The sequence below is a fragment of the Nonomuraea fuscirosea genome (genome assembly GCF_003001935.1).
Classification (GTDB): domain Bacteria; phylum Actinomycetota; class Actinomycetes; order Streptosporangiales; family Streptosporangiaceae; genus Nonomuraea; species Nonomuraea fuscirosea.
The window spans coordinates 174,293-200,210 of the sequence record NZ_PVNG01000011.1 but is presented as its reverse complement, the minus strand read 5'-3'; the positions used below and the strand labels follow the sequence as shown (position 1 = coordinate 200,210).

Sequence of the window (25,918 nt, the reverse complement as noted above, 5' to 3'; positions counted from 1 at the left end):
CCCAGGGTAGGACGGGAATCAGGGCGGCGATTTCCCCCCGAGCCGCCGCGAACGGAAACGTAACCCGGCCGGGAACCGCTGAGAAGACCCACTCATGCGGCAAAATCCGGACACTATTCCGCGCGGCGGGCGCGGGCCCTCCGCTTGCCCTCGTGCATCGCCTGGACGCGGGCGATCGGGATCGTGTGCCCCTCCTCGACGAGGTCGGCCGGCAGCCGCTGCGGCGCCGGCATGTGCTCGGCCCACGGATCGGCCCCCTCCAGCAGCCCGGGGGCGGTGCGCAGGGTGAAGTCGCGCGGCGTGACCCGGTCGAGGTCGGCCCAGGCCACCGGGAACGACACCGGCACCCCCGGCCGGATGCGCGGGCTGTAGGCGGCGGCGACCGTGGCCCCGCCGGCCCTGGTGGAGTCGAGGAAGACCTTGCCCTCGCGGTCCTCCCTGATGAAGGCCGTGGTGGCCAGCGCCGGATCCACCCGCTCGGCGCGGGCGGCCAGCGCCCTGGTGGCCGCCGCCAGGTCGTCGGGGGCGGTGCCCTCGGCCACCGGGACGAACACGTGCACGCCCTTGGCCCCGCTCGTCTTCACCGCGCCCGCCAGACCGGAGTCCTCCAGCGCCTGGCGGACCAGGAACGCGCCGCGCACGGCCAGCGCGAAGGAGTCGTCGTGCTCGGGCGGGTCGAGGTCGAGGATGAGGTGGGTGGGATGGTCGCCGACGAACAGCGCCGGGTGGAACTCCACCGCCCGCTGGTTCGCGAACCACAGCAGCGTCCTGCGGTCGTCGCACAGCGCGTACGTCACCTGCCGGCGCGACGAATCAGCCCACATGGACACCGACCGCACCCAGTCGGGCGCGTATTTGGGCAGGTTCTTCTGCATGAACGGCGGCTGGCCCGGGCGCACCCGGATCACCGAGAGCGCCCGGCCGCGCAGGACCGGCAGGATGCGGTCGCGGACGGCGTCGAGGTAGTCGACCAGGTCACGCTTGGTCGCCTCGGCGCCGTCGAACAGCGGCTGGTCGAGGTTGGTCAGGGCGACCTCGTCGCGCGTCTCATCAGCGGCCACCCGACCACCTTGCCCACATTCGAACGTGTGGTCAACGTCCCGGGCCGCCGGGTCAGCCTCCCTGTGTGGCCTTGGCCATCATCTCCTTCTCCTCGCGGGTGGCGATGAGCCCGGCCGGGGCCAGCAGCTTCGACTCCTCGAACGGCGCCTCCGCGTCCGGCAGCGGCTCCGGCGACCTGATCGCCTTGATCCAGACCCGCGCGGCGTCGAGGATCACCACGATGATGAGGATCGCGAACAGCGCGGCCAGGATGCCGTCCACGGTCGAGTTGACCACGATCTGCCGCATCGCGTCCGTCGTCTTCGCCGGGGCGAGCAGTTGCCCCTGGTCGAGCGCGGCCTGGTAGCGGTCGCGCTGGGCGAAGAAGCCGAGCGTGGGGTCGGCGGAGAACACCTTCTGGTAGCTGGCGGTCAGCGTGACGGCCGCGTCCCAGGCCAGCGGGATGCCCGTCACCCAGGCCCACTTGAGCCGGCCGCTCTTGACCAGCGCGGTGGTGGCCACGGTGAGCGCCACGGCGGCGAGCAGCTGGTTGGCGATGCCGAAGAGCGGGAAGAGCTGGTTGATGCCGCCGAGCGGGTCGTTGACGCCCTGGTAGAGGAAGTATCCCCAGGCCGCCACGACCACGGCGCTGGAGGCGATCAGCCCCGGCCACCAGCTGACCCGGGAGATCGGCTTCCACAGGTTGCCGAGCGTGTCCTGGAGCATGAACCGCCCCACCCGCGTGCCCGCGTCCACCGTGGTGAGGATGAACAGCGCCTCGAACATGATCGCGAAGTGGTACCAGAACGCCTGCAGCGCCGTGCCGCCGAGGAAGCCGGAGAAGATCTGCGAGATGCCCACGGCCAGCGTGGGCGCGCCGCCCGTCCTGGCGATCAGCGTCTCCTCCTGCACGGCCGCCGCCGCGGCCTGCAACTGGTCCGGTGTGATGACGAAGCCCAGGTTGGTGACCGCCTCGGCGGCCGTCTGGACGGTGGCGCCGACGACGCCGGCGGGGGCGTTCATGGCGAAGTAGAGGCCGGGGGACAGCACGCAGGCCGCCGTGATCGCCATGACCGCGACGAACGACTCCATCAGCATGGAGCCGTAGCCGATCATCCGGACCTGGCTCTCCTTCTGGATCATCTTCGGCGTCGTGCCGGACGAGATCAGCGCGTGGAACCCCGACAGGGCGCCGCAGGCGATGATGATGAAAACGAACGGGAACAACGATCCGGCGAACACCGGCCCCTTGCCGTTGAAGGCGAAGTCGGTGAAGGCCGTCGTCCGCAGCGGGGGCGCGGTGACGGCGATGCCGATGGCGATCAGCACGATCGTGCCGATCTTCATGAAGGTCGACAGATAGTCGCGCGGCGCGAGCAGCATCCACACGGGCAGCACGGCCGCGACGAATCCGTACGCGATGAGCCACAGCGCCAGCGCCGACGGGCTCAGCGTGAAGAACGACGCCCAGCTCGACTCCTGCACCCAGCCGCCCGCCATGATCGCCAGGATCAGCAGCGCGACCCCGATCAGCGTGGTCTCGACGACCTTGCCCGGCCGGAGCACCCGCAGGTAGAAGCCCATGAACAGGGCGATGGGGATGGTCATGGCGATGGAGAAGACACCCCACGGCGACTGCGCCAGGGCGTTGACCACGACCAGCGCCAGCACCGCGAGCAGGATGATCATGATGGCGAAGACCCCGATGAGCGCCGCCGCCCCGCCGACCGGCCCGATCTCCTCGCGGGCCATCTGGCCGAGGCTCCTGCCGTTGCGCCGCATGGAGAAGAACAGGATCACCATGTCCTGCACGGCTCCGGCGAAGATCACGCCCGCGACGATCCAGATGGTGCCGGGCAGGTAGCCCATCTGCGCCGCCAGCACCGGCCCGACCAGCGGCCCCGCCCCCGCGATGGCGGCGAAGTGGTGGCCGAACAGGATCCGGCGGTCGGTCGGCTGGTAGTCGATGCCGTTGTCGAGCCGCTCGGCCGGGGTGGCCCTGCGGTCGTCGGCGCGCAGCACCTTGCGCACGATGAAGCGGGCATAGAACCGGTAGGCGATGGCGTAGGAGCCGAGGGCGGCGCAGAGGAGCCACACCGCGTTGACGTTCTCGCCTCTCGACAAGGCGAGCACCGCCCATCCGACGGCGCCGACGATCGCCACCGCCGTCCAGATGATGATGGAACGCAGCTTCACCGGTTACCTCCTATATAGGGCCATATATAGGGCGCCCCAGGCAGCAGCGCAGGCCGGCGTCCGGCGGCAGATCGGTGGTGAACCGCCGCCAGCGCCACAGCGGACGGCAGTCGATCGTCACGGGCAACTCGGCGAGATGCACCCAGGCGGTCGGATGGGCGTACACCAGGCCGGTCTCCCCGAGGCGGCGGGCGCGGCGGGGTAGCCGGGAACGGCGCAGCGGCCTTACCGAGAACTCCCCAGCGTCCGCACAGCACAGACCGGTCACATGCCAGTCGAAGAACACGACCTCGTCGCCGCTCAGTGCTTCACGTGCGCCGGGAGTGAGCGTGATAGGGGACATCTGGGGCTCCTGAAGTACAGGCAGCTCAGAATCACCGTCGGCCTTACCCATGGTGATCGCCGCTGAAACTCCGTCGGCGCCGATCCGATCAGCTCGCTCGCCGGAGACGAGCTAACGGAGGGTTTTACGCCATGGACAACATTCCGTCACGTTGTTACGGTCCCTATGACAACGCTGTCTGACAACGATGTCATCTGACGGTCTCCTCGCAAGGAGCAGTGAACGCCGATGGTGTCCCGACGTGAATTCCTGTGGGCGAACGGCGTGGTCCTCGCGGCCGGCGGACTGGGGCTCACCCTGCCCGCCAGCCCCGCCGGCGCCGCGACCCGCGCCCCCGCACCCCTTCTGCCAGGCTTCGGCCGCGCCACCCGCCTGGACTTCGCCGACATCAGCACCCTCCACGGAAACGACCAGCTACTCCTCGCCACCCTCCAAGGGGTGGTCAACCGCCGCCGCCCGCGCCTCTACTTCAACTACACCACCGAGGGTTACGACAACACCTGGTTAACGAGCACCGGCGCCGCCGTCACCCGGCACGAGCGTCCCCTCGACCTGGTCGCCCGCTACCGGGGCGAGGTGCGCGGCGCGATCCTGCACGACCCCGACGTCCCCGACTCGGTGAACGTCGCCACCACCCTGGCCGGCCTGGAGAACGCCGTGGCCGCCACCGCCGAGCAGGCCGAGCAGTACGGCCTGCGCACCATCACCGACCTGCGCGGCCGGTTCAAGGCGGACGACATCCTCGGCCTCTACCGCTGGCAGCTCGACAACCTCTTCCCCCGCTGCACCCACGCCCTGCTCAGCGGCCTGCCACCGACCAGGACGGTCAAGGTGGACGACGTGCGGTGGCGCGAGATCGCCAGGGAGACCGAGCGCATCAGGGACTCCTCCAACCGGGAGGTGCGCACGTTCGACCTCAGCCAGGAGCTGTCCGGCGAGGACGGCGTCTACCTGCGCTTCCAGGACTCCCTCGGCGACGACGGCTGGGGCGCCTCCGTGGGCTCGGTCGTGGTCAAGGCCGACGGCGCCCAGATCGCCTCGTTCACGCCGGGCACGGACGCCGAGACCCCGTACCTCTTCGACGGGCTCAACTCCTCGATCGGCGGCGACCAGAACCGGTTCTCCGACGGCGGCGGCTACTTCATCTACCGCTTCACCGCGCCCGCCGGCACGCAGCAGCTCACCGTCGAGGTGGACCTGTGGAACCAGTTCCTGGTCACCGCGACCACCACGGCCCCGACCCGGGTCGAGCCGTTCCCGTACTTCCGCGACTACACGGTGGCGATGCGGGCCATGGTGTTCTGGCTGCCGCCCAGCGGCCAGACCGGCGACCTGCTCGACGAGATCCTGAGCAAGGTCAAGCCCACCACGCCGTACGCGGGCTGGTTCTCCAACGACGTGGCCGGCGAGTGGGGCGGCGTGGACCGGGCCTCGCAGCACGCGGTCGAAGTGGTGCCCGCCGACTACTACATGAACGCCACCGTGCACGCGGGCGTCGCGGCCAAGGTCTCCAGCAAGGTACGCCCGAGGCCGCCGGCGACCCTGCGCAACAAGGTCTACCTCACGCTCACGGTCGGCGAGGGCGACAACATCCAGTACTGCCAGCGCAGGATGCGCCAGCTCTGGGACGACCCCGCCCGGGGCCGCGTGCCGACCAACTGGACCGTCAGCCCGCTGCTGGCCGAGATCGGCCCCGCGCTGCTCTCCCACTACCAGCGCACGGCCACCGCCAACGACCTGCTGATCGCCGGTCCCTCCGGAGCCGGCTACACCTACCCGGGCTCCTGGCCGGAGCAGGACCTGGCCGCCTACACCGAGCTGACCGGGCAGTTCCTCCGCCGTACGGGCATGGACCTGGTCTACGCCTACAACCACCGCAACCCCGAGGACAACGGCTGGGTCGCCTTCGACGAGCGGATCGTGCGGTCGTACCGGAAGAACACCCCGCTGCGCGGCATCATCCAGTCGTGGGAGTCCGGCGACCTGCAGATCCACCCGGCGGGCCTGCCCGTCATCGGGAACTTCTCGCCGCAGGGCAAGGCACAGGAGTACCGGGACACGCTGGTCAAGAAGATCGAGGGCTGGGACGGCAAGTCGCCGCTGTTCATCGCCGGGGCGGTCAACGCCTGGAACTGGACGCCGAGTGACATCGCCGAGCTCGGCTCCCTGCTCACGGAGCCGTTCGAGATCGTCCGCGGTGACACCTTCTTCCACCTCCTCGACCAGCATCTCGACCGGACCGGCTGATCTCACGCGTCTCGGGTCCTGAACAGGGCGAACGCCGCGGCCAGCAGCAGGGCGGTGAAGGCGGCCAGCAGCCCCAGACCCGCCCACGGCCCGAGACGCGCGGGGTCGGCCACGGTCGTGGTGATCCGCAGCCCGGCCGCGATCGGCCAGTACGTCGTCACCGCCGCCCCCGCGGCCTCGGGCAGCAGCCTGGGGCCGATGATGGGGATGATGAAGTTGATCGCCACCAGCACCGTGGTGGCGATCATCGTCTCCCGCAGCAGGCAGCCCAGCGCCACGCCGACCAGCCCGACCAGCGCCCACACCACGCCCATCCCGGCGACCGCGCGCAGCACGCCCGGCTGCCCGAGCGTGGCCGCGGGCGCACCGGCCGCGGCGATGACCACCTGCCCGAGCAGGAAGGAGGCGAAGCTCGCCACCTGCCCGGCGGCCAGCGCGACCGCGCCGAACATCGTCACCTTGGCGGCCAGCAACCGCGCCCTGCGCGGGACGGCGGTCAGGCTGGTCCGGATCATGCCCGTGGCGTACTCCGAACTGGCCACCATCACGCCCAGCGAGCCCACCACGATCTGCGCGAACAGGAACCCGCCGTACAGGCTGATGTTGGCCGCGTCGAACACCCCTGCTCCCTGATGCCCCTCGCCGGCGCGGTAGGCCGTCAGCGTGCCCGGCCCCACCATGAGCACCACCGCCGCCGCGAGCGTGACGAGGTTGGACGGCACCGTACGAAACTTGGTCCACTCGGCCCGCAACGCCCGCGCCCTCATGCCGCCACCGCCTTGAACTCGAAGCTGTCCCGCGTCGTCATGCCGCCTTGAGCTTGAGACCCTTCGAACCGCAACGCCCGCCGCGCCTTCATACCGCCACCGCCTTGAACTCGAGGCTGTCCCGCGTCAGCTCCATGTACGCCTCTTCGAGAGATGTGCGCTGCGGTGTCAGCTCCGTCAGGGCCACCCCCGCCGCCAGCGCCGCCCGCCCGATCTCCCCCGCCTCCATGCCGCCGACGACGAGCCCGCCGTCCGCCACCGTCCGCACCTCCGCACCCTCCCCGGTGAGGCGCTTGACCAGCGGCTCCGGATCGTCGGCCCGCACCAGCACCCCGGAGCTGCGCCGGACGAAGTCCGCCATCGCCACGTCCGCGATCAGCCTTCCCCTGCCGATGATCAGCAGGTGGTCGGCGGTCAGCGCCATCTCGCTCATCAGGTGGCTGGACACCAGCACGGCCCGCCCCTCACCGGCCAGCCCGCGCATCAGCTCCCTGATCCACTTCACGCCCTCGGGGTCGAGCCCGTTGACCGGTTCGTCGAACAGCAGCACGGCCGGATCGCCGAGCAACGCCGCCGCGATGCCGAGCCGCTGGCTCATGCCGAGCGAGAACGTCCGCACCCGCCTGCGGGCCACCGACTCCAGCCCCACCTGCCGCAGCACCTCGTCCGCCCGGCTCTCGGGCAGCCCCGCCGCATGCGCCAGCCAGAGCAGATGATCACGCGCCGTACGGGTGCCGTGCACGGCGCGGGCGTCCAGCAGCGCGCCGACCTCCCGCATCGGGTCCGGCAGGTCGGTGTAGCGGCGCCCGCCCACGTACGCGCCGCCGCCGTCGGGGCGGTCGAGGCCGAGGATCATCCGCATGGTCGTCGATTTGCCCGCACCGTTGGGCCCGAGGAAGCCGGTGACCCGGCCGGGCTCGATCACGCACGTGAGCCCGTCCACGGCGGTGCGGTCGCCGTACCGTTTGGTGAGGGCTTTGAGCTCGATGGCTGTCATGCCTTGAGGATCTCCGCCACCCGCTCACCCCGACATCCACCGATCGGTTGATGCCCTGGCTCTAGCTCAGGCGGAACATCTCGGCCACCTCGTCCGCCAACTCCTCCACCCCCCGCGAACCGTCCACGCGCAGGACAGCCAGATCACGTTCCTCGGCCTGCCCGCGTACCTCCTCGTCCCACAACTCGTCCCGCCCCAGCCGCGCCGCCAGCGCGGCCGCGTGATCGCCATCCCCCCAGTTGGCCCGCGCCCGAGCCGGATCGGCATACCGCTCGCCCAAGGCCCGCCGCCGGAACTCGGGCGTCGGCAGCAGGAACACGGCCTGCTCCCGCCACTCCAACAGCGGCGCGACCTCCCGCGGCAACGTACGGAAGTCGTCCACGAGCACGGGCCGGTCGGCGGGCAGAGCGAGCAGATCCTCCACCACGAACTCGAACGTCTCACCGTGCAGACTCGGCATGGACCGGAAGATCTCCTCCGGCGTACGGGCGGCGAACCGCTCCTCCTTCGTCATGCGCACCATCGCGCACATGTACGGCTGGCGCAGCGGGGTGCACCGGCCGACGTACCCGGCCTCCGCGCGGTCACCGTCGTAGCAGAGCACGTCGTACCGCTCACCCAGCACCCTGGCCAGCGTGCTCTTGCCCGCCCCGGTGCCACCCGCCAGCCAGCGGACGTGCGCCAGCCGGGCCCCGAGTTCGACGGGATCATACCGATCGAGAACAGTCATCTGGCCGCCCCAGCCCCCAACTCCCCCGACACCATCCACCCATACTCCCAACACCCTGACCCCGCCCCCAACCCCCGAACCCATCCCTCCAGCCCCCGGACCGGTCCCCGGCACCCCCAACCCGTTCCTTCCAGCACCCCGAACCCGTTCCTCTCCCACCACCCCGGACCGACCCCCAGCGCCTCCACCCCGTACCACCTCCACACCTTTTATCCTTGACCAGGTCGCCGCGCGCGCGACCGCGAAGGGAAGCATCATGCGCCGTTACTCACGCGTGGTCGTCAAACTCAGCGGCGAGGCCCTGGCCGGCCCCGCGGGCACCGGCGTCGACCCGGCCAGCCTGGCCCAACTGGCGGACGAGATCCTCGCGGTGCACCGGCTCGGCGTGCAGATCGCCGTGGTGATCGGCGGCGGCAACTACTTCCGCGGCCGGATGGCCGAAGGCTGGGGCATCGGCCGCGCCGAAGCCGACAACATCGGCATGCTCGGCACGGTCATGAACGCGCTCATGCTGCGCGGCGTCCTGACCGCCCGCTCGGAGACGGACGTACGGGTCATGACCGCCGTGCCCATGCAGACCGTCGCGGAACCGTTCATCAGGCTCCGCGCCGACCGGCACCTGCGCCGCGACCTGATCGTGCTCCTGGCCGGCGGCATCGGCCAGCCCTACGTCACCACCGACTACCCCGCCGTCCAGCGAGCCCTGGAACTGGACGCCGACGCCCTCCTCGTGGCCAAGCGCGGGGTGGACGGCGTGTACGACACCGACCCCAACCTGAGCCCCGACGCCAAGCGCTACACCACCCTCACCTACCGGGAGGCACTGGCGGCGGGCGTCAGAGTCATGGACGAGAGCGCGTTCGTCCTCGCCAACGAACAGGGCCTCCTCATGCACGTCTTCAACGTGGCCGCGAAGGGCGCGATGACCGCGATCTGCGAGGGCGAGGACATCGGCACCCGCATCACCCGCGGCTGACGCAACCCCGAACGCCACCCTCACACCCACGACCACAGATTCAGGGTGACACCCCCCGGCCACCGACCGAGGAGCATCCACGCACCCATGACCACCGACCGGCCGCCGTCCTCGCGCCCATGACCACCGACCCGTACCCCCGCATCGGCGACGCCTTCGGCCACATCCTGGCCCGCTGCTGGGACGCCGGCGCCACGCCGTGGTCGGCGGTGGAGGTGATCGAACGCGACGACGCCCTGATCTCCACCGGCGACGCCTCGCGCTACTTCACCGAACCGGAACGCTGGCCGGACCTGGAACGACACGTCTGGGCACAAGCCACCGGCCGGATCCTCGACGTGGGCTGCGGCGGTGGGCGGCACGCGGTCCCGTGGTCGGCCCAGGGCCACGAGGTGATGGGCTTGGACCCGTCACCCGAGGCAGTCCGCGTCTCGGGCGAGCGCGGCGTCAAGGCGGTCGTCGGCTCGGTGCCCTCCCTTCCGGACGGGCTCGGACAGTTCGACACGATCGCCCTGCTCGGCAACAACCTCGGCCTGCTGGCCGGGCCGGCGCAGGCACCCGCGGTCCTGGCGTCACTCGCCGCGGTGGCCCGCCCCGGCGCACGGCTGATCGGCTCGGGCACGGATCCCGGCGACGGCGGCACCGCCCATGCCGCCTACCACGCCTGCAACCTCCGCAGGGGACGGGCCCGCGGGCAACTCCGCATCCGGGTACGCGACGGCGCGACGGCGACGCCGTGGTTCGAATACTGGCTCGCGACACCGGACGAACTCGCGACCGCCGTCGCCGAATCGGCCTGGACCCTGGAGTCCCTCGACCGCGACCCGACAAGCCCCGGCTACGTCGTCCGCCTGCGGTTACCCTCATGACACCTATGTGCCTCGAAAGCATCACCACGCGTCGTACCCTCAACCTCCGACGGCACCGACACGCGGGAGAGTTGTAACGTGATCGAATGGCTGCTCTCGATGGCCGCGCTGTTCCTCGTCGTCTACGCCGCGACCAGGCTGGCGCTCAAGCACGACAGGCGCAGCCGGACCCCTTCCCCGGACGAGGTGGCCGACAGGGAGCTCAGGCAGCGCCTCGCCGAGCAGCGCGCCGCCCGCCTGCGCGACGGCGGGAAACCCGGCGGAGAATGATCTAGCCGGCTGCCAGGATGGTCGGATGCCCGTCGACCCGCTGCGCCGCACCTTCGACCACGCCGCCGCCACCTACCAGCACGCCCGCCCCGACTACCCGGCTGACCTCTACACCCACCTGCTCGCGATCACCGGCGTCGAACCAGGCGCCCACCTGCTCGAAGTCGGCTGCGGCCCGGGCAAGGCGACGCTGCCGCTGGCCCGGGCGGGCTTCCGGATCACCGCGGTCGAGCTCGGCGACGCCCTCGCCGCACAGGCGCGGCACCACCTCGCCGACTTCGCCGACGTCTCGGTCATCACCTCGTCGTTCGAGGACTGGCAGCCTCCGGCGGGAGCCCGGTTCGACCTCGTGTACGCGGCCACCGCCTGGAAGTGGGTGGACCCGAAGATCAGGTACGCCAAGGCCGCCTCCCTCCTCGACCGCGGCGGCCACCTGGCCGTGTGGAACGCCGACCACGCGTTCCCGCCGGACTTCGACCCGTTCTTCACCGAGATCCAGCGGGTCTACGACGAGCTGGGCGAGGGGCAGGGCGACCCGTGGCCACCGCCCGAGATCCAGCCCGACCACATGGCCACCGAACTCCACGACTCCGGCCTCTTCACGGTCGTCGAACGGCGGCCGTACGTCTGGGGCCTGCGGTACACGGCCGACGAGTACATCGCGCTGCTCGACACGTTCTCCGGCCACATCGCCATGGACCCGGACCACCGCCGTCACCTCTACGAGGAGATCCGCCGCCTGCTCGCCGCCCGCCCCGACGGACGCCTCACCCGCCACTGGTCGGCCGTCCTCACCATCGGCCGGCGCCTCTGACCGGTCAGTCCCCCTCGGGCTTCACGTTGAACCGGCGCAGAGTCCAACGCGGCGGCGGCCATTGTGCGGGATCCTCGCTGGTGCTCCATTCGGTGATGGAGGCCGGAGACACCATCAGATCGAACGGGCGATAAACCGGCATCAAGCCGAGGGCGTTGAAGGAGATCTCGACCGTCTCGGCGTGGCCGACGAGAACGACGCTCTGCCCGCGGTGACGGTCGGCGAGCTCGGTGATCGTACGGCTGGTACGGGTCACCATCTCGGCCCACGTCTCGTTCCCGCGCTGGAAGGGCCGGTACAGCCCGCCGCCCTCGATCCCGAACCGTTCGAGGAACTCCACCTGCTTGAGGCCGTCCGCCTCGGGCGGCGTGTGCCACGTACAAAGGCCGCAATCCGGTACGGCCGGCCGGCCGACGGCGGCGGAGATGGCGGCGGCGGTCTCCACGGCGCGCGGAAGCGGCGACGTGTAGATCGCAACCCTCACGCCTCCCGCACGTTCCACGTCACCCTTGCCCTCCCTGCCTTCTGCGCCCTCCCTGCCTTCTGCGCCCTCCCTGCCTTTTGCGCCTTGCCTGCCGCCTGCGCCTTGCCTGCCGCCTGCGGCTGCCGAACCTGCCGTAGGTTCCGCACGTGCCATGTCTCCGGTACCTCGCGTACCTGCCGTACCTCGCGGGGCGATGTCGGCGGCGAGCCGTCGTCCGAGCAGCGCAGCCTGCCCGCGACCTTCGTCGGTGAGCCCCCGGCATCCCTCCGGACCACCGACCACGCCGTCCCGTTTGTGGTGCGAATCGCCGTGTCGAACGAAGAACATCCGGGTTTCCATGAGGCGGATGATGCCACGGCCCACCAGTTTCCCGGCCACCGATTTCCAGCCCCGCGACCCTTGATCGGCCCTGCGACCGGCCCCGCGACCGGCCCTACGACAAGCGCCGACCTGCGACCATGACACCATGCGACGAGTCGTGATCCTGGGACGCGGCGGCTCGGGGAAGTCCACCCTGGCCGCCCGCCTCGGGACCATCACCGGACTCCCCGTCATCGAGCTCGACCAGCACTTCTGGCGTCCGGGTCCGGAGGCGACGCCACCAGATCAGTGGGCCGCCGTCCAGGGCGAACTCGTCCGGACCGAGGGCTGGATCATGGACGGCGACCTGGGACCGTACGACGTCCTCGACGTCCGGCTCCGCGCCGCGGACACCGTCATCCTGCTGGACTTCTCGTTCTGGCGCTGCGCGTGGCGAGCGATCCGGCGCTCCCGGGAACGCGTCGACTTCTGGCTGTGGGTCTGGGGCTACCGCCGCCACAGCCGGCCGCTGCTCCTGTCCGCGATCGACACACACGCCAACGACGCACACTTGCACATCTTCCGGAGCCCGTACGCACTCAACCGCTTCGTCCATCAGCTCGAAACCGGCAGAACCCCAGACCAGCCGTAACGGAAACGTCCAAGCACCAGCCCGGACCAAAACGTGTCAGCCCGGCCCCGGGGCGGACCGCAGTGTCCCCAGCTCCTCGTTCATCGCGTCGAGAAAGGCGGCCACGGTGCGCAGCTCATCGGGGCTGAAGCGGCGCAGCACGTTGTCGGTGCTGCCGGCCAGCGGCCGGAAGAAGGCGGCGGCCAGCTCTTTGGCCGCGTCGCGATAGTGCAGGTGAACGACGCGCCGATCGTGCGCGTCGCGGACCCGGCGGATGTGCCCGGCCCGCTCCAGCCGGTCGAGGCACGCGGTCACCGCGCCGGAGGTGAGGTTGAGCTCCTCGCGCAGCCTGCCGGGAGTGATCGGCGTCGGGGCGTCGAAGATCTTGATCAGGGCCTGGACGTCGGTGGTGTGCAGGCTCTGCTCGTTGGCGAACTCGTGGGCGATGCGGTTGAACTCGGCGGTCATCCTGCGCAACCGGGTCGCGAACGACCTCAGGTCGATGTCCCCCTCCCCGCCACCGTCCATGGGGCCATGCTACATTAACTCAATAATTGAGAATCTCAATCATTGAACTTTAGGGAAGGGCGACTCATGGCGCGGCGCTCGATCCGCTGGCTCGTCCCGGCGCTGCTGGTCGTGGCCTGGCTGGCCGTGGGCGGCGGACTGGGACCGTTCGCCGGCAAGCTCACCGAGGTCTCCACGAACGACCAGGCGGCCTTCCTGCCCCAGAGCGCGGAGTCCACACGCGTACTGGAGGCGCAGGAGGAGTTCCGCCAGGGTGACACGCAGCCGCTCATCGTCGTGTGGACCTCCGGCGGCGGCGACGTCACCCCCGAGCAGCAGGCCGCGGCCACCCGCGCGCTGGCCGCCCTGCCCGGCGCGCCCGGCGTCGTCGGCACGCCCACGCCCGCCTTCGGCTCCGACGACAAGCGGGCGCTGCGAGGCGTCGTCCAGCTCAGTCCCGACCTCAGCGGCGGCGAACTCGGCGACGCCCTGGGGCAGATCGGCGCCAAGCTGCCGGTCGACGGCATGAAAACGCAGCTCGGCGGCCCCGCGGCGACCCGGGCCGACCTGTCCGACGCCTTCGCCGGCATCGACGGCGTGCTGCTCGGCGTCGCGCTGATCACCGTACTGATCATCCTGCTGGCCGTGTACCGCAGCGTGCTCCTCCCGCTGATCATCATCACCGGCGCGGTCTTCGCGCTCGGGCTGGCGTGCGCCGTGGTGTACTTCCTGGCCGACCGCGACATCGTCCGGGTCGACGGCCAGGTGCAGGGCATCCTGTTCATCCTGGTCATCGGCGCGGCCACCGACTACGCGCTGCTGCTGACCGCCCGCTTCCGCGAGGAACTGGCCGGCGGCGCCGACCGGTACCGGGCCGGCCGCATCGCCCTGCGGCGCTCGGTCGAGCCGATCGTGGCCAGCGCCGCCACGGTGGCGCTCGGCCTGCTCGCCCTGCTGCTCAGCAACCTGACCAACAACCGCGCGCTCGGCCCCGTGGGCGCCATCGGCATCGCCTGCGCGGCGCTCAGCGCGCTCACGTTCCTGCCCGCGGCCCTCGTGCTGCTGGGCCGCGCCGCCCTGTGGCCGGCCCGCCCCCGCCCGGCCGACGCGGGCGCGCAGGGGCTGTGGAGCCGGGTCGGCGCGCTGGTCGACCGCCGCCCCCGCCTCGTCTGGGTGGCCTCCGTCCTGCCCCTCGTCGCCCTCGCCCTGCTCGCGCCGCAGCTCAACGCCAGGGGCGTACCGCTGGACGAGACGTTCGTGAACGACGCGCCGTCCGTGTCCGCGCAGGCGGCGCTCAGCGAGCACTTTCCCGGCGGCTCCGGACAGCCGGCCGTGATCGTCGCCCCCGCCGAGCGGGCCACGGCGATCGTCGACAAGGCCGAGGCCGTCAAGGGCGTCTCCGAGGCCACCGCCGTGAGCGCCGGCGGCCGGCCGGGAGACGAGCCCAAGGTGGTCGACGGACGCGTCCTGGTGGAGGCCACCCTGCGCGACGCGCCGGACAGCGACGCCGCCCAGGAAACCGTCCAGCGCCTGCGCGCCACGCTGCACGACGAGGACCGCGTACTGGTCGGCGGCTACAGCGCCCAGCGCTTCGACACGACAGAAACCGCGGAGCAGGACACCCTGCTCATCGTCCCCGTCGTCCTGGCGATCATCCTGCTCATCCTGATCGTCCTGCTCCGCTCGCTGGCGATGCCCGTGCTGCTGGTGGCCACCGTGGCACTCAACTTCCTGGCCGTCCTCGGCATCTCCACCCTCGTCTTCCCGCTGCTCGGCTTCACCGGCAGCGACGCGTCCGTGCCTCTGTACGGCTTCGTCTTCCTGGTCGCGCTGGGCGTGGACTACAACATCTTCCTGATGTCACGCGTACGTGAGGAAACCGCCCGTCATGGGGCCCGCGAGGGCGTACTACGCGGCCTGGTCACCACAGGCGGGGTGATCACCTCAGCCGGCGTCGTGCTCGCCGCCACCTTCGCCGCGTTGGTGGTGATCCCGCTGGCCTTCCTCGTCCAGATCGCCTTCATCGTCGCCGTCGGCGTCCTGCTGGATACCCTCGTGGTGCGCTCACTGCTGGTCCCGGCCCTGGTACGAGACCTGGGCGGACGCGCCTGGTGGCCCAGCCGCCTCGGCCACGACCACCCGAAACCAGCACCCGAACCCTCCCCAGCCCACCACCGCTGAGCACCACACCCCCTCAACCACCAAAGATCACCCCACCCCGCCGAACCACCCACCCACCAGCAGGGATATGGACGGCGACGGGGACCCAGATCCCCTCGCCCTCCCAAAGCATCCTGGTGAGAGCCCAGCGGGGAGCACCCGGCAGAGAGCACCCTGCTGAGAGCCCTCGGCAAAGAGCACCTGCCGGGAACACCCTGCTGAAGCACCCGGCCGGGAGCACCCGACCGGGACCACCCGACCGAGACCACCCGACCGAGACCACCCGACCGAGACCACCCGACAGAGACCACCCGACAGAGACCACCCTGTTGAGGCACCCAGCGAGAGCACTCCCTAGAACACACCCAGCCGAGAGCACCTCCTGAAGCACACGGCCGAGAGCACCTCCAAAAAGGACACCCGCCAAGCATCACGTCCCACCGTCCGGCCGCACCCCTGACCAAACCCTCACACGATCAATACGCTGATCGTCATGGCACTCGGTGCAGCATCCCTGCGGCCGGCGGACGTAACCTCGGCCCTGTCAACAACCCTCACAGCCCTGGCAGCTGCGGGCGGCGCCCCTCCCTACCGCGTAGGCGGCACCAGCGCCGCCCTGCTCCAAGGCGTCCACCTCCCCGTCGGCGACATCGACCTCCTGGTGTCACGGCGCGCCGACGTGGACACCTTCGCCAAGGCCCTCTCCTCCCACCCCTGCCTCCATCCACCCGCCTGGATCCCAGCAAGCTCCCAGTACTTCACCAGGTACGAAGTGCACGGCGTCCAGGTGGAGATCAGCACGGTCGAGCAGGAAACCGACTCCGACGCAATGGAGTGCATCGGCTCAGGCCCATGGCTCCACCACGTCCTGGTCGCCTGCGGCCCACACCAAGTCCCCGTGGTTCGCCCAGAACTCCGCCTGGCCACAGAACTCCTACGAAACCGCCCCGACCGCTACGAACCCCTCCTCAACCACCTGTCCACACACGGCTACGACGCCGCCCTCCTCCACAAAGCCCTAACCGCCCACACCCTCCCCCCACACCACCACCACCTCATCAAAACCCGCCTAACCCAACCCCCATCCCCCTCCCAATAACGGCACTCCCTTCCCCCTGACGACACCCCACCTCCCATGGCAGCACCCTCTCCCTCATGACGGCACCCCACTCCCCATGCCAACGCCCCACCCCCGATGGCAGCACCCTCCCCCTCATGACGGCACCCCCCATGACGGCCCCCACCCCCTCGCTAACGAACGCTCCCTCCCGACGACGACGGAAGCTACCTTCCCGACGACGGCAGGACCCTCCCTCCCGCACCGTGCCAATCGCCAAAGCAATCCCACGAAGCGACAATCCCCATACCACCCGCACCGCCGCATTTCCCCGCACCACCACGCCCCCCGCACCACCGCAGTGCCGCATCCCCGCATCACCCCGCACGACCGCATGCCCACACCGGCCTGCGCCGCCGCATCCTCACACCACCACGCCACTGCACCACCCCAGTGCCCACCGCATGCCCGCACCGCCCCGCCACTCCAGCGCACCACCCAGCGCCACCGCGCCCCGCACCGCTACACCGTGACCAGGCCGAACTCGTACACCACTCCCAAGGACGCAACCCCACCCGCACCACCGCATCTCCCCGCACTGCCACAGCATCCGCACCGCCGCGCCCCACCCCGCGCCGCCGCGTCCCGCACCACCCGCACGCCGCATCCCCGCATCACCCCGCACGATCGCATGCCCGCACCGGCCTGCGCCGCCGCGTCCCGCACCACCCGCACTGCCGCGTCACCGCATCCCCCGCACCGCCACGCCACGCCACGCCACGCGAGCGCACCACCCAGCGCCACCGCACCGCTACACCGTGACCAGGTCGAACTCGTACACCACTCCCCTGGACGCCACGCCCCCCCGCACCACCACATCCCCCGCACCACCACATCCCCCGCATCGCCGCAGCACCCGCGCCCCACACTGCTACACCGTGAGTACCGCCGGCACCGCCAGCACCGCCACCGGAGCTTTCCCCATCACCGCCGCACCGCACCGCACCATCGAAGGAGTGTTCCCGCACCGCCCCACCGCCGCAGGAGCGTCTGCATCCCCGCATCACCGCAGGAGCGTCCCGCGTCCCTGCCGAAGTACCCGACAGAGTCAACCGATGTACATCTGGTGGGGCCCGCTTGAATAATGAACCGGTGATCGAAAGGTCCAGCGGGCCGCCGGCCCAGGAACCGGCCGAAACCTCACCACCGCACAACCGGTTTGCCTCGATGCCACCGCACTCCGAGTCAACCCCCGAATCACACCTTCATGACCGAATCACCGCGCTGACCAGAACAGCCGGTTACCGCGCCCACGACCCCCTCATCGTCGGCGTACAGCACCACAACACCCCACCCATCTTCCTGACCAGCGGCCGAACCCTGGCCGGAAAACCGCTCACCCCCAACACGATCGTCTACACCGCCTCTCTGTCCAAACAGCTGACGGCCGCCTGCGCAGCTCTCCTCGTACGCCAGGACCGGCTGGACACCGACTCGACCCTGGCGCACTGGATGCCCGAACTCCCCGCCTGGGCCGACACCGTACGAGTGCGCCATCTCCTCTCCCACACGAGCGGCCTGCCCGAGGGCATCGAGTTCGACGACCTCCACCGCACGAAGCAAGACCACACCACGCCCGGCGTCATCCACGCGCTCACCCACCTCGACCACCTCGTGGGCACGCCAGGGACGGAGTTCCGCTACTGCAACGCCGGCTACGTCTGCCTGGCCGTCATCATCGAACGCGCGACAAGCCACCCCTTGCCCGATTTCGCCCGTGACCACCTGTTCACCCCGCTCGGGATGACCGCCACCCGCTTCTGGCCCGGCCCGTCCCCACATCCGCCTGGAGCCGCGCCCCTCGACCCGCACTACCCTGCACCGCTGTCACTCGGCGACGGCGGCGTCTGGTCAACCGCCCCCGACCTCATCCGCTGGAACCAGGCACTAGAACGCGACGAACTGGGCGTCTCCACACTCCTGCAGACCCCCGGTCACCTGGACGACGGCACGGAACTCGACTACGCCTGGGCCCTCGGCATCCGCGAACACGCGGGCCGCCGCCTCTATCAGCACGGCGGTAGCTGGGCCGGTCTGACCACACGACTCGTCCGCCTGTCCGGCCAACGGTCCAGCTTCGTCATCATCGCCTTGGACGACAACCAGGACCGTACGAACACCCTGGCCACAGCCCTGATCGAAGAGCTGGCCGGATGACGCAACAACTCGCTGCACCGCCCACCACCAATGCGACACGACCAACAGCCGTCATCGCCGCGTCCACAACCGCCATTGCCGCGTCCGATGACACACGACTCGGCACACCGACCATCACCAGTGCCACACCGCACTCGGCGGCCACCCACCCATCACCCGCATTGACAATGCTCCAGGGTCGATACGGCTGATCAGCCGACGCCGACCAGGCCGCTCTCATAGGCGGCGATCACCAGCTGGGCGCGGTCGCGGGCGTGTAACTTGGCCAGCAACTGGCCCATGTGCGTCTTCACGGTGGCCATGCTGACGATGAGTTGTTCGGCGATCTCGGTGTTGGACAGCCCCTGCCCGACCAGCTTGAGCACCTCGCGTTCGCGCACTGTGACGCCGTCCAGGGAGCGGGACGCCCGTTGCCGAGGTTGCGGCTGTTTGGCGAACTCCCCGATCAGCCGCCGCGTCACGGAGGGCGCGAGCAGCGCCTCGCCCCCGGCCACGACCCGGATCGCGGAGAGCAGATCGCCAGGAGGGGTGTCCTTGAGCAGAAACCCGCTGGCACCCGACCGCAACGCCGAGAAAACATAAGCGTCCAGGTCAAAGGTGGTCAGAATCAGAACCTTCACCCCAGCGGTCGCCGGATCCCCGCAGATCCGCCGAGTCGCCTCGATCCCGTCGAGCTCGGGCATCCGGATGTCCATCAACACAACGTCCGGCCGCAGCTCAGCGGCCCGTTCAACCGCCCGCAACCCGTTCTCCGCCTCACCGACGACCTCCAGCCCAGGGGTGGCACCGATCAACACCCCGAAGCTGGCCCTGAGCAACCGCTGATCATCAGCAATCAGCACCCGAACCCCGCTCACGCGGCCACCCCTCCCACCGGAGGACTCTCGTACACCCGGGCCCCACTCACACGAGCACTCCCTCCAAGACCCCGTTCACGCGAATGCCCCTCCCACCGGAGCGCTCCCATGCGCCCAGACCCACTCACGCGGGCACCCCTTCCAATGGAAGCCTCGCGTGCACCCGGAACCCCCGCCCCGCCACCGGCCCGGCCTCGAAGTCACCGCCATAGACGGCGACACGTTCACGCATGCCGATCAACCCATGCCCGCCCGCAGGATGGCCGATCAGAGCCCGGCGGCCGTCGTCGGTCACTTCGATCTCCATGGCGTTGTCCGTCCTGTCGACCCGAACCACGCAACGCGCCGGCGCCGCATGCTTGATCACGTTGGTCAGGGACTCCTGCACGATGCGGTACGCCGCGAGCCCGATGGTAGCCGGGACGGTGTCGATCCCGTCACCGATTCGCAGGGCGACCTGGGCCCCGGCGGCGGTCGCGTGGTCGGCCAGCTCGGCCAGCCGATCGGCGGTCGGCGCCGGCTCCAACTGCGCGGCGTCCTGCGGATCCTCGTCGACGGCGCGCAGCAGACCGAGCATGCGCCGCAGCTCCCTGGCTGCCTCGCGGCTGGTGTCCTCGATGACGGTCAGGGCGGAGCGGGCTTCGTCGGGCCGCTCGTCGCCGACATGGAGGGCCACGGACGCCTGCACGGTGATCAGGCTCAGGCTGTGCGCGACGCCGTCGTGCAGGTCGCGCGCGATGCGCAACCGTTCGTCGGTCAGCACCTGCCGGACGGCTCGCGTCTCGTGCTCCCGGCGCGCACGGACCGCCCGTCCGACCACCCACACCGCGACCGGAACGATGATCTGCGTGACGAGTACGGGTAACGACCTGCCCCAATCCGGTCGCGGCTCCTGCGCCACCGCGAACAGGACCGCCCCGGCGAACCCGCCCACGGACAGCACGAGCGCGGCCACGGCACGACGCGTCGCCTCCGTCACGGCCACCGGATAGATCGCGAAGACGAGAAGCAGGTCGGGCACGACGGCCGCGTGGGGCGGCATCCACCGCAGCGCCACCGCCAGTATGCTCGCCATGCTCACGACCGCCAGCACCGGAACAGGCCACCGGCGGCGAACCGCCAACGGCACCCCCATGAGCACGCCGGCGAGGACGGGCAGCGGCTCGATGCTCCCGTTCAGCGGGAATTGTTCGATGACGGCCAGCACGGCGAAGGACGTCAGGAACACGGCGAGCGCGACGTCGCCGAGGAGCAGGAACGCGGGCCGCAGCCTCAACAGCAGCGGCGGCCGGAGGCCATCGGTCATGCCGGAACGTTAGCCCGCGCCGACCCGCCTCCGACTCAGACCACGGTATGAATCTCAGGACCAGACCGTGCTCCGATGTCCCCGGCCGCCGATTCCGCGAACGTTGTCGCCATGACGAACCGACACGCACTCACCAGCATCTTCACCAAGCGCGGCGACCGGGCCGAGCGCGGCCAGGCACGCAATCTTACCCTCGCGGCCGGCGACGGAGCCGAGCACGGCCAGGCGCGCAACCCGACTCCCGCCGCCACCGACCGGTCCGGACGTGGCCGGGCGCGCAGCCTGACCCTCGCGGCGGCGATCGGCAGCGCGGCGATCTTCACGGCGGCGACCGCACCACCCGCGAACGCGATCATCGGCGGACGCGACGCCACCGAAAACTACTCCTTCACCGTGACCCTGCGCGACGGCAAGGGCGTGCACTACTGCGGCGCCACCCTCGTCGCCCCGCAGTGGGTGGTGACGGCCGGCCACTGCTCGCACGTCCCGATCGGCCAGGTCAGCGCCAAGGTCGGCGGCACGAACGTGGAGAAGGGCGGCAGCGTACGCCGCGTGACGAAGATCGTCCGACACCCCGACTACACCGCCGACCCCAACGACCTGCGCCACGACATCGCCCTCTTCAAGCTGGACCGCCCGGTCCGCGAGACCCCGATCAGGATCGCCGCCAGGCCGGGCGCCCCGAAGACCCAGATACGCCTCCTGGGCTGGGGCATGACCTGCGAAGACGGAAACGAGTGCCCTGAGCCGCCGACCACCCTCCAGGAGCTCGACAGCGACATCGTCCCCGACAGCCGGTGCGCGGGCATCGACGCCGCGAGCGACATCTGCTCCCGACACCCCACCAAGAAGGCGCAGAGCTGCATCCTCGACTCGGGCGGCCCCATGGTGCGTAAGTTCGGCACCCGCTGGGAGCTGGTCGGCATCACCAGCCGAGACGGCGACGAGATGACCGACCCCAACTGCGTCGGCCCCGGCGTGTGGACCGACGCCGCGGCCTACAAGACCTGGATCCGCAGAACGACCGGCACCCCTCACCCCACACCGGCCTGACCCTGCCGATCTGCACGCCGCAGTCCAGGCGTCGCATCACCGCTATTACCGTTCGAGAAAAGCGTCACCTACAATTTCGAACATTTCGACCGAAACCCACATCCGTCCCACCGCTCTCCGACCCCACCACGGCGAGAACACCACCCGCAGCGCTGACAGCGGCAACACATCCACGGAACGAACGGCTCCCTCAGATGGCGCCCCCTCAGCGGATCCCAGTCGACCGCAACCCCCAGACCTCGGGATTTCCTCACTAACAGCCACGCTGCACATTTGGATCCAGGAACTCCGGCGGCCAGCGAGCCGCCGCGGGAACGACGTTCTACGCCGCAGTGGCCGCGAACGGAGCCCTGCTCGCCGCCTCGGGCATCGGCGACGTCAACAAGTTCGGCCAGGGACGCTACAGCCTGACGACGAACACCGACGTCACCCGCTGCGCCCTCACCGGCATGATCAACATCGATGGCGGCGACGACCCTGGGCCGGGTAGCGCATCGATCCTGGTCGGCGCCGTCAGCCCGCGAACGCTCTTCGTCCGCACGGCCGCCCCTTCCGGCCCGCACCCGAGGACCGTCGACGACGACCGCCCGTTCTCCGTCCGCATCTCCCGCTGACCCCCACCCCGAGCACCCGATCGTGCAGCGGCCCGACCCCTCCCCGCCCACGTCCGGCGAACGACGTCACACCGAAAGGAACGATCATGAGTCACCGAGCCCGTCTGCTCGCCGGCCTCGTCGCCGCCACCTTCCTGGCGCTGGGCGCCGGAGTCACTCCCGCGACGGCCGAGTCCGTCTACGGGCCTTACGCCGGCTACGAGGTCTGCTGGGTGTCCGGCGACCAAGGACAACAGGCCGGCCTGTAGGTGACGTACCTCTGCGCCCAGAACGGCACCCCCAATGGTGCCTGGTCACCACCCCCTGACCGGCCATTCCCCTCCACTTCGCGGTTAGAGTCCGCGACCTCGGCGGAGCCCTTCCCTGGAAGGGCTCCGCCGAGGTTCGCATCAATCCACAGCGTGCTAGGCCGGATGAACGAGGTCACGAATCGTCCGGAAGCGGCTCACCCGTCTCCAGCAGCGACTTCAAGCTCGCCACCACGTTCGGCCAGCCATGGCTGACCATCTCGGCCAGGACCGATCCGGGCTTGAAGCCGTCGTGCACGACGGTGAGCTTCACCACCTGCCCGGACTCCTCGATCGTGAAGGTGACCTTCGAGCGGGGCTCGCCGGCCAGCCGGTCGAGCATCTCGTCGTCCCACCCGAAGCGCTTGGCGAGCTCGGGCGTGATGGCGTGCCAGGTGTAGGACAGCCGGCTGTACGGTTCGGCCTCAAGAACGACCTGCTCCGGGTCACTGATCAGCACGCCGTGGTTGTCCCAGGTCATCGGCGAGCCGGCGGCCCAGTCGGTGGTGAACTCCGTGGCCCAGTAGCGACGGGTGAAGGCGGGCTCGGTCAGCGCCTGCCAGAGCTTCTGCGGAGTGGTGCGGATGTAGGTGGTGTAGACGAAGGTCGGCGCGTCCATCGGGGCGTCCTCCAGAGCGAGTTTCAGGTCCGCCAGGGCTTCGACCCTGGCCTGGTCGTAGCGGCTGATCCACCGGTGGGCGATCTCGTGCACGGGCGCGGCGTTGAGGTAGTGCAGCTTCTCCCGTCCCCGCCGTACGGTGGTGACGAGCCCGGCCTCCTCCAGCACCGCGAGGTGCTTGCTGACGGACTGCCTGGCCATGTCGAGTCCGGCGCACAGCTCGCGCAGCGTCTGCCCGTTGCGGACGTTGAGCGAGTCGAGCAGCGCGCGCCTGCTCGGATCAGCCAGCGCCTTGAACACCTCGTCCATGCCCGCCCTCGTACCCGTGTTGCCGCCGATCGATATGCAGCCATTTGGCTGCCTTTCCATTTAGGCAGCCAAATGGCTGCCTGTCAAGGTACGCACTTCGCCGAACGGCGACGCGTCCCAACCTTCAACCGGCCCCGCTCGACCCCCACAGCCCGCCAACGGTCGCACCCAGAGAGCCATCGAGTACGCTCCGACCTCGAACGTCGCATAACCGATCAAACCGGCGCGACAGCAGACGAAGGGAAGACACCGACCCGATGACCAAGCTCCCGCTGCCCACCACCACCGAACGGCTCACCCTCCGTCAGTTCACGCCCGGCGACCTCGATGACCTGTACGCCTACCAGAGCCTCCCCGAGGTGGCCCGCTACCTCTACCGTCCGCCCCTCACCCGCGAGCAGTGCGCGGAGAGCCTGACCCGGCGCGCAGCCGACCCGGCGTGGGCCGAGGACGGCGATGACCTGGTGATCGCGGTCTGCCGCACCGGCGAGGCGACGGTGCTCGGCGAAGTGGTGCTGAAGCTGGCGAGCACGCGGGCGCGCCAGACCGAGATCGGCTGGATCTTCAACCCCGCGTACGGCGGCCGGGGCTACGCGACGGAAGCAGCCCTCGCCGTCGCCGAACTGGCCTTCGCCGAGCTGGGCACCCACCGGCTCTTCGCCCGCCTCGACGCACTCAACACCGGTTCCGCGAACGTGTGCGAACGCCTCGGCATGCGCCAAGAAGCACGCCTCATCGAAAGCCATCTCGACGGCGACCGCTGGGGCACCGAATGCGTCTACGCGACCCTCTCCCACGAATGGAAGGCCAACCGGTCGTGAACCACAAGGAATGGAAAGCGCGTAAGTCCCGTAACCTCCGCGGCGGATCCTTTCTCACCAGGTGAATATCTTCGAACGGCCGCCTGGGGCAGGCAGCCGATCCCGCAGCACCCGCACACCCAGCGGAACCAGGGCCACACAGAGCAGGCCGGTGACCAGTACGTCAGGGATGGAGGCGCTCTTCAGTACGCCCATCCAGGTGCCTCCTGCCAGCAGCAGCATCAAGGCGCGGGCGGTGCCGAAGAGCCCTGATCGCCAGGCGGCGACGGCCAGGAGGAGCGAGCCCGCGTACTGACCGACCGAGGCCCAGACCGGTATCCGCCACGGTCCGTAAGAAATGTCGACGTATTCCTTCATGATCGCCTGCGTCGCCTGGTCCAGCCCAAGGCTTTCGGTGAGCTGAAAGGCAGTCTGGTCGGCGCCGGCGAAGTAAAGGCGGGAGAAAAGCCCGGCGACCAAAAGGGTGGCGCCCCAGAAAGCCAGGCTGCCACCGATTCGCTGAGCCAGGGCGACGAAAGCGGGGAAGAGCAACATCACCCCCAGCGCGAAAACCGCATAGGCGAGGGTGAGCAGGGCGGGTGCCGAGGTGTACGCGAGGAGTTGGCCATAGGCGGCGAAGGGCTGCGCCTCGGCCCACGCTTGCTGCTGAGGGGTGAGAGCGGTGACTGTGCTCAGGTAACGCAGCAGATATCCGGCACACATGATCACCGGCCCCAGGGTGAGTGTCGCACCGCTGATCCACCGCCCGGGAAAGTACGAATTCATGGGGCGAGCGTGTCAAGAATGAGCGGAGCGAATCATCTGTCGATCGTCAACCCTCGACCCTGTCGAAAGTCAGGTCGCACGCGAACGCCGGTACGCCCGCCGTTCCGAGGGCTGGGGAACGGCCCTCCCCCGATCCCTTCGAGCGCTTCCCGCTATGGACGACGGCTGCCGGCGGCCGTTTCGGCCAGTTGATCGCCAGGCGAAGGAGCGTGACGCACCATGAACACGTCCACCTCGTCCTCCGTCTCGACCGTGAATCCATGCCGCGCGTACAGCCGACGGGCCGGACTCCCCTGCAGCACATTCAGCCGAACCACGGCGCCCTCGCCATCACACCGTTCCAACAGCCTGCTCAGAACGGCAGTACCGATGCCCTGGCCCTGCACCTCCGGATCCAGATAGAAGTGCTCCAGCCAGTAGGCGTCCTCCGCCGACCGCAGTGCCACACAGCCGGCCAGAGCACCATTCGCCTCGATCATCCAGGTATGCGCAGGCACGAATCCGTCCCGCAACCGCTGCCGCACCCGCTGTTCGTCATATCGCCCGAGCCGCTGGAGATCTCGCCTCAACACCACAGCCCGCAACTCAGCCACCGCCTCGACATCTGCCACCGAAGCCGGTCGAAGCACCCAATCCGCCACGATCGTCATGTTATCGCCCCTGCCAGCGATGGTCGGGCGC

Annotated in this window: 26 protein-coding genes; 13 read left to right on the top strand and 13 right to left on the bottom strand. The window is 69.8% G+C overall.

Annotation, left to right across the window (positions count from 1 at the left end; all coding sequences use genetic code 11):
- Nucleotides 1-113: 113 nt before the first annotated feature.
- The 3 genes from B0I32_RS25665 to B0I32_RS25655 are packed head-to-tail and all read right to left on the bottom strand — an operon-like array spanning nucleotide 114 to nucleotide 3,580.
- The gene (locus tag B0I32_RS25665; protein ID WP_106243993.1) at nucleotides 114-1,061 is read right to left on the bottom strand and encodes a DNA polymerase domain-containing protein; all 948 of its coding nucleotides are present in this window, start codon (nucleotides 1,059-1,061) and stop codon (nucleotides 114-116) included.
- A gap of 52 nt (nucleotides 1,062-1,113) precedes the next feature.
- Nucleotides 1,114-3,237: a carbon starvation CstA family protein gene (locus B0I32_RS25660; RefSeq protein WP_106243990.1), complete on the bottom strand. Its 2,124-nt coding sequence runs from the start codon at nucleotides 3,235-3,237 to the stop codon at nucleotides 1,114-1,116.
- Nucleotides 3,238-3,247: 10 nt separating this feature from the next.
- Nucleotides 3,248-3,580, bottom strand: coding sequence for a hypothetical protein (locus B0I32_RS25655; RefSeq protein WP_106243987.1), 333 nt, complete (start codon nucleotides 3,578-3,580; stop codon nucleotides 3,248-3,250).
- A gap of 228 nt (nucleotides 3,581-3,808) precedes the next feature.
- Here B0I32_RS25655 and B0I32_RS25650 point away from each other — a divergent pair, with 228 nt between their 5' ends.
- The gene (locus tag B0I32_RS25650) at nucleotides 3,809-5,827 is read left to right on the top strand and encodes a GxGYxYP domain-containing protein (RefSeq protein WP_106243984.1); all 2,019 of its coding nucleotides are present in this window, start codon (nucleotides 3,809-3,811) and stop codon (nucleotides 5,825-5,827) included.
- 2 nt (nucleotides 5,828-5,829) lie between these two features.
- Here the strand turns inward: B0I32_RS25650 and B0I32_RS25645 are convergent, their stop codons facing one another.
- From B0I32_RS25645 to B0I32_RS25635, 3 genes are all read right to left on the bottom strand, one after another.
- Nucleotides 5,830-6,594, bottom strand: a complete 765-nt coding sequence (locus B0I32_RS25645; RefSeq protein ID WP_106243981.1) for an ABC transporter permease — start codon at nucleotides 6,592-6,594, stop codon at nucleotides 5,830-5,832.
- Between the two features lie 88 nt (nucleotides 6,595-6,682).
- On the bottom strand, nucleotides 6,683-7,591 hold the full coding sequence (locus B0I32_RS25640) for an ATP-binding cassette domain-containing protein (protein ID WP_106243978.1): 909 nt from the start codon (nucleotides 7,589-7,591) through the stop codon (nucleotides 6,683-6,685).
- 61 nt (nucleotides 7,592-7,652) lie between these two features.
- Nucleotides 7,653-8,321 (bottom strand): hypothetical protein, encoded by a 669-nt coding sequence (locus B0I32_RS25635; protein WP_106243976.1) that lies wholly within the window; start codon nucleotides 8,319-8,321, stop codon nucleotides 7,653-7,655.
- 256 nt (nucleotides 8,322-8,577) lie between these two features.
- Here B0I32_RS25635 and pyrH point away from each other — a divergent pair, with 256 nt between their 5' ends.
- The 4 genes from pyrH to B0I32_RS25615 all read left to right on the top strand — a co-directional run bounded on the left by pyrH (nucleotide 8,578) and on the right by B0I32_RS25615 (nucleotide 11,250).
- Entirely contained in the window at nucleotides 8,578-9,297 is a 720-nt protein-coding gene (gene pyrH / locus B0I32_RS25630; RefSeq protein WP_106243974.1) for a UMP kinase, read from the top strand.
- A 119-nt stretch (nucleotides 9,298-9,416) separates the two neighbouring features.
- Nucleotides 9,417-10,166, top strand: coding sequence for a class I SAM-dependent methyltransferase (locus B0I32_RS25625; protein ID WP_106243972.1), 750 nt, complete (start codon nucleotides 9,417-9,419; stop codon nucleotides 10,164-10,166).
- A 78-nt stretch (nucleotides 10,167-10,244) separates the two neighbouring features.
- Nucleotides 10,245-10,436 carry a hypothetical protein gene (locus B0I32_RS25620; RefSeq protein WP_106243969.1) on the top strand — a complete coding sequence of 64 codons (192 nt, stop codon included), beginning with the start codon at nucleotides 10,245-10,247 and terminating at the stop codon, nucleotides 10,434-10,436.
- Nucleotides 10,437-10,461: 25 nt separating this feature from the next.
- On the top strand, nucleotides 10,462-11,250 hold the full coding sequence (locus B0I32_RS25615; RefSeq protein WP_106243967.1) for a class I SAM-dependent methyltransferase: 789 nt from the start codon (nucleotides 10,462-10,464) through the stop codon (nucleotides 11,248-11,250).
- A gap of 4 nt (nucleotides 11,251-11,254) precedes the next feature.
- On the opposite strand, the gene B0I32_RS58970 is transcribed toward B0I32_RS25615, so the two are convergent.
- Nucleotides 11,255-12,073, bottom strand: coding sequence for a histidine phosphatase family protein (locus tag B0I32_RS58970; RefSeq protein ID WP_219912015.1), 819 nt, complete (start codon nucleotides 12,071-12,073; stop codon nucleotides 11,255-11,257).
- Between the two features lie 127 nt (nucleotides 12,074-12,200).
- On the opposite strand from B0I32_RS58970, the gene B0I32_RS25600 reads away from it, so the two are divergent.
- Nucleotides 12,201-12,686, top strand: coding sequence for a P-loop NTPase family protein (locus B0I32_RS25600; RefSeq protein WP_106243964.1), 486 nt, complete (start codon nucleotides 12,201-12,203; stop codon nucleotides 12,684-12,686).
- 36 nt (nucleotides 12,687-12,722) lie between these two features.
- On the opposite strand, the gene B0I32_RS25595 is transcribed toward B0I32_RS25600, so the two are convergent.
- Complete coding sequence (locus B0I32_RS25595; RefSeq protein WP_106243962.1) at nucleotides 12,723-13,193, bottom strand: MarR family winged helix-turn-helix transcriptional regulator; 471 nt, start codon at nucleotides 13,191-13,193, stop codon at nucleotides 12,723-12,725.
- A gap of 66 nt (nucleotides 13,194-13,259) precedes the next feature.
- Here B0I32_RS25595 and B0I32_RS25590 point away from each other — a divergent pair, with 66 nt between their 5' ends.
- The 3 genes from B0I32_RS25590 to B0I32_RS25580 all read left to right on the top strand — a co-directional run bounded on the left by B0I32_RS25590 (nucleotide 13,260) and on the right by B0I32_RS25580 (nucleotide 18,606).
- The gene (locus B0I32_RS25590; RefSeq protein ID WP_106243960.1) at nucleotides 13,260-15,353 is read left to right on the top strand and encodes an MMPL family transporter; all 2,094 of its coding nucleotides are present in this window, start codon (nucleotides 13,260-13,262) and stop codon (nucleotides 15,351-15,353) included.
- A gap of 472 nt (nucleotides 15,354-15,825) precedes the next feature.
- On the top strand, nucleotides 15,826-16,431 hold the full coding sequence (locus B0I32_RS25585; protein WP_106243957.1) for a hypothetical protein: 606 nt from the start codon (nucleotides 15,826-15,828) through the stop codon (nucleotides 16,429-16,431).
- Between the two features lie 1,185 nt (nucleotides 16,432-17,616).
- Nucleotides 17,617-18,606: a serine hydrolase domain-containing protein gene (locus B0I32_RS25580; protein ID WP_106243954.1), complete on the top strand. Its 990-nt coding sequence runs from the start codon at nucleotides 17,617-17,619 to the stop codon at nucleotides 18,604-18,606.
- Between the two features lie 191 nt (nucleotides 18,607-18,797).
- Here the strand turns inward: B0I32_RS25580 and B0I32_RS25575 are convergent, their stop codons facing one another.
- Together B0I32_RS25575 and B0I32_RS25570 are read right to left on the bottom strand one after the other, a co-directional pair.
- Complete coding sequence (locus B0I32_RS25575; RefSeq protein WP_106243951.1) at nucleotides 18,798-19,463, bottom strand: response regulator; 666 nt, start codon at nucleotides 19,461-19,463, stop codon at nucleotides 18,798-18,800.
- Nucleotides 19,464-19,587: 124 nt separating this feature from the next.
- Entirely contained in the window at nucleotides 19,588-20,769 is a 1,182-nt protein-coding gene (locus tag B0I32_RS25570) for a sensor histidine kinase (protein WP_219912014.1), read from the bottom strand.
- Nucleotides 20,770-20,880: 111 nt separating this feature from the next.
- On the opposite strand from B0I32_RS25570, the gene B0I32_RS25565 reads away from it, so the two are divergent.
- From B0I32_RS25565 to B0I32_RS57865, 3 genes are all read left to right on the top strand, one after another.
- Complete coding sequence (locus tag B0I32_RS25565) at nucleotides 20,881-21,822, top strand: S1 family peptidase (RefSeq protein WP_106244375.1); 942 nt, start codon at nucleotides 20,881-20,883, stop codon at nucleotides 21,820-21,822.
- A 332-nt stretch (nucleotides 21,823-22,154) separates the two neighbouring features.
- A complete protein-coding gene (locus tag B0I32_RS25560) occupies nucleotides 22,155-22,436 on the top strand; it encodes a hypothetical protein (RefSeq protein WP_106243949.1) in 282 nt (93 codons plus the stop codon).
- Nucleotides 22,437-22,522: 86 nt separating this feature from the next.
- Nucleotides 22,523-22,684 (top strand): hypothetical protein, encoded by a 162-nt coding sequence (locus B0I32_RS57865; protein WP_181307771.1) that lies wholly within the window; start codon nucleotides 22,523-22,525, stop codon nucleotides 22,682-22,684.
- Between the two features lie 175 nt (nucleotides 22,685-22,859).
- Here B0I32_RS57865 and B0I32_RS25555 read toward each other — a convergent pair whose 3' ends face one another.
- A complete protein-coding gene (locus B0I32_RS25555) occupies nucleotides 22,860-23,651 on the bottom strand; it encodes an ArsR/SmtB family transcription factor (protein ID WP_106243946.1) in 792 nt (263 codons plus the stop codon).
- A gap of 257 nt (nucleotides 23,652-23,908) precedes the next feature.
- On the opposite strand from B0I32_RS25555, the gene B0I32_RS25550 reads away from it, so the two are divergent.
- Complete coding sequence (locus B0I32_RS25550) at nucleotides 23,909-24,472, top strand: GNAT family N-acetyltransferase (RefSeq protein ID WP_106243944.1); 564 nt, start codon at nucleotides 23,909-23,911, stop codon at nucleotides 24,470-24,472.
- 54 nt (nucleotides 24,473-24,526) lie between these two features.
- On the opposite strand, the gene B0I32_RS25545 is transcribed toward B0I32_RS25550, so the two are convergent.
- Both B0I32_RS25545 and B0I32_RS25540 read right to left on the bottom strand, forming a co-directional pair.
- The gene (locus B0I32_RS25545; protein WP_106243941.1) at nucleotides 24,527-25,237 is read right to left on the bottom strand and encodes a hypothetical protein; all 711 of its coding nucleotides are present in this window, start codon (nucleotides 25,235-25,237) and stop codon (nucleotides 24,527-24,529) included.
- 152 nt (nucleotides 25,238-25,389) lie between these two features.
- Nucleotides 25,390-25,887 (bottom strand): GNAT family N-acetyltransferase, encoded by a 498-nt coding sequence (locus tag B0I32_RS25540; protein WP_245956021.1) that lies wholly within the window; start codon nucleotides 25,885-25,887, stop codon nucleotides 25,390-25,392.
- Nucleotides 25,888-25,918 lie beyond the last annotated feature (31 nt).

Bases quoted from the DNA above. Each gene is read 5' to 3' on its own strand.
- B0I32_RS25655 (WP_106243987.1), bottom strand. From the start codon at position 3,580: ATGTCCCCTATCACGCTCACTCCCGGCGCACGTGAAGCACTGAGCGGC.
- B0I32_RS25650 (WP_106243984.1), top strand. From the start codon at position 3,809: ATGGTGTCCCGACGTGAATTCCTGTGGGCGAACGGCGTGGTCCTCGCG.
- B0I32_RS25645 (WP_106243981.1), bottom strand. From the start codon at position 6,594: ATGAGGGCGCGGGCGTTGCGGGCCGAGTGGACCAAGTTTCGTACGGTG.
- B0I32_RS25640 (WP_106243978.1), bottom strand. From the start codon at position 7,591: ATGACAGCCATCGAGCTCAAAGCCCTCACCAAACGGTACGGCGACCGC.
- B0I32_RS25635 (WP_106243976.1), bottom strand. From the start codon at position 8,321: ATGACTGTTCTCGATCGGTATGATCCCGTCGAACTCGGGGCCCGGCTG.
- pyrH (WP_106243974.1), top strand. From the start codon at position 8,578: ATGCGCCGTTACTCACGCGTGGTCGTCAAACTCAGCGGCGAGGCCCTG.
- B0I32_RS25625 (WP_106243972.1), top strand. From the start codon at position 9,417: ATGACCACCGACCCGTACCCCCGCATCGGCGACGCCTTCGGCCACATC.
- B0I32_RS25615 (WP_106243967.1), top strand. From the start codon at position 10,462: ATGCCCGTCGACCCGCTGCGCCGCACCTTCGACCACGCCGCCGCCACC.
- B0I32_RS58970 (WP_219912015.1), bottom strand. From the start codon at position 12,073: ATGGAAACCCGGATGTTCTTCGTTCGACACGGCGATTCGCACCACAAA.
- B0I32_RS25600 (WP_106243964.1), top strand. From the start codon at position 12,201: ATGCGACGAGTCGTGATCCTGGGACGCGGCGGCTCGGGGAAGTCCACC.
- B0I32_RS25595 (WP_106243962.1), bottom strand. From the start codon at position 13,193: ATGGACGGTGGCGGGGAGGGGGACATCGACCTGAGGTCGTTCGCGACC.
- B0I32_RS25590 (WP_106243960.1), top strand. From the start codon at position 13,260: ATGGCGCGGCGCTCGATCCGCTGGCTCGTCCCGGCGCTGCTGGTCGTG.
- B0I32_RS25585 (WP_106243957.1), top strand. From the start codon at position 15,826: ATGGCACTCGGTGCAGCATCCCTGCGGCCGGCGGACGTAACCTCGGCC.
- B0I32_RS25580 (WP_106243954.1), top strand. From the start codon at position 17,617: ATGCCACCGCACTCCGAGTCAACCCCCGAATCACACCTTCATGACCGA.
- B0I32_RS25570 (WP_219912014.1), bottom strand. From the start codon at position 20,769: ATGACCGATGGCCTCCGGCCGCCGCTGCTGTTGAGGCTGCGGCCCGCG.
- B0I32_RS25565 (WP_106244375.1), top strand. From the start codon at position 20,881: ATGACGAACCGACACGCACTCACCAGCATCTTCACCAAGCGCGGCGAC.
- B0I32_RS57865 (WP_181307771.1), top strand. From the start codon at position 22,523: ATGAGTCACCGAGCCCGTCTGCTCGCCGGCCTCGTCGCCGCCACCTTC.
- B0I32_RS25555 (WP_106243946.1), bottom strand. From the start codon at position 23,651: ATGGACGAGGTGTTCAAGGCGCTGGCTGATCCGAGCAGGCGCGCGCTG.
- B0I32_RS25550 (WP_106243944.1), top strand. From the start codon at position 23,909: ATGACCAAGCTCCCGCTGCCCACCACCACCGAACGGCTCACCCTCCGT.
- B0I32_RS25545 (WP_106243941.1), bottom strand. From the start codon at position 25,237: ATGAATTCGTACTTTCCCGGGCGGTGGATCAGCGGTGCGACACTCACC.
- B0I32_RS25540 (WP_245956021.1), bottom strand. From the start codon at position 25,887: ATGACGATCGTGGCGGATTGGGTGCTTCGACCGGCTTCGGTGGCAGAT.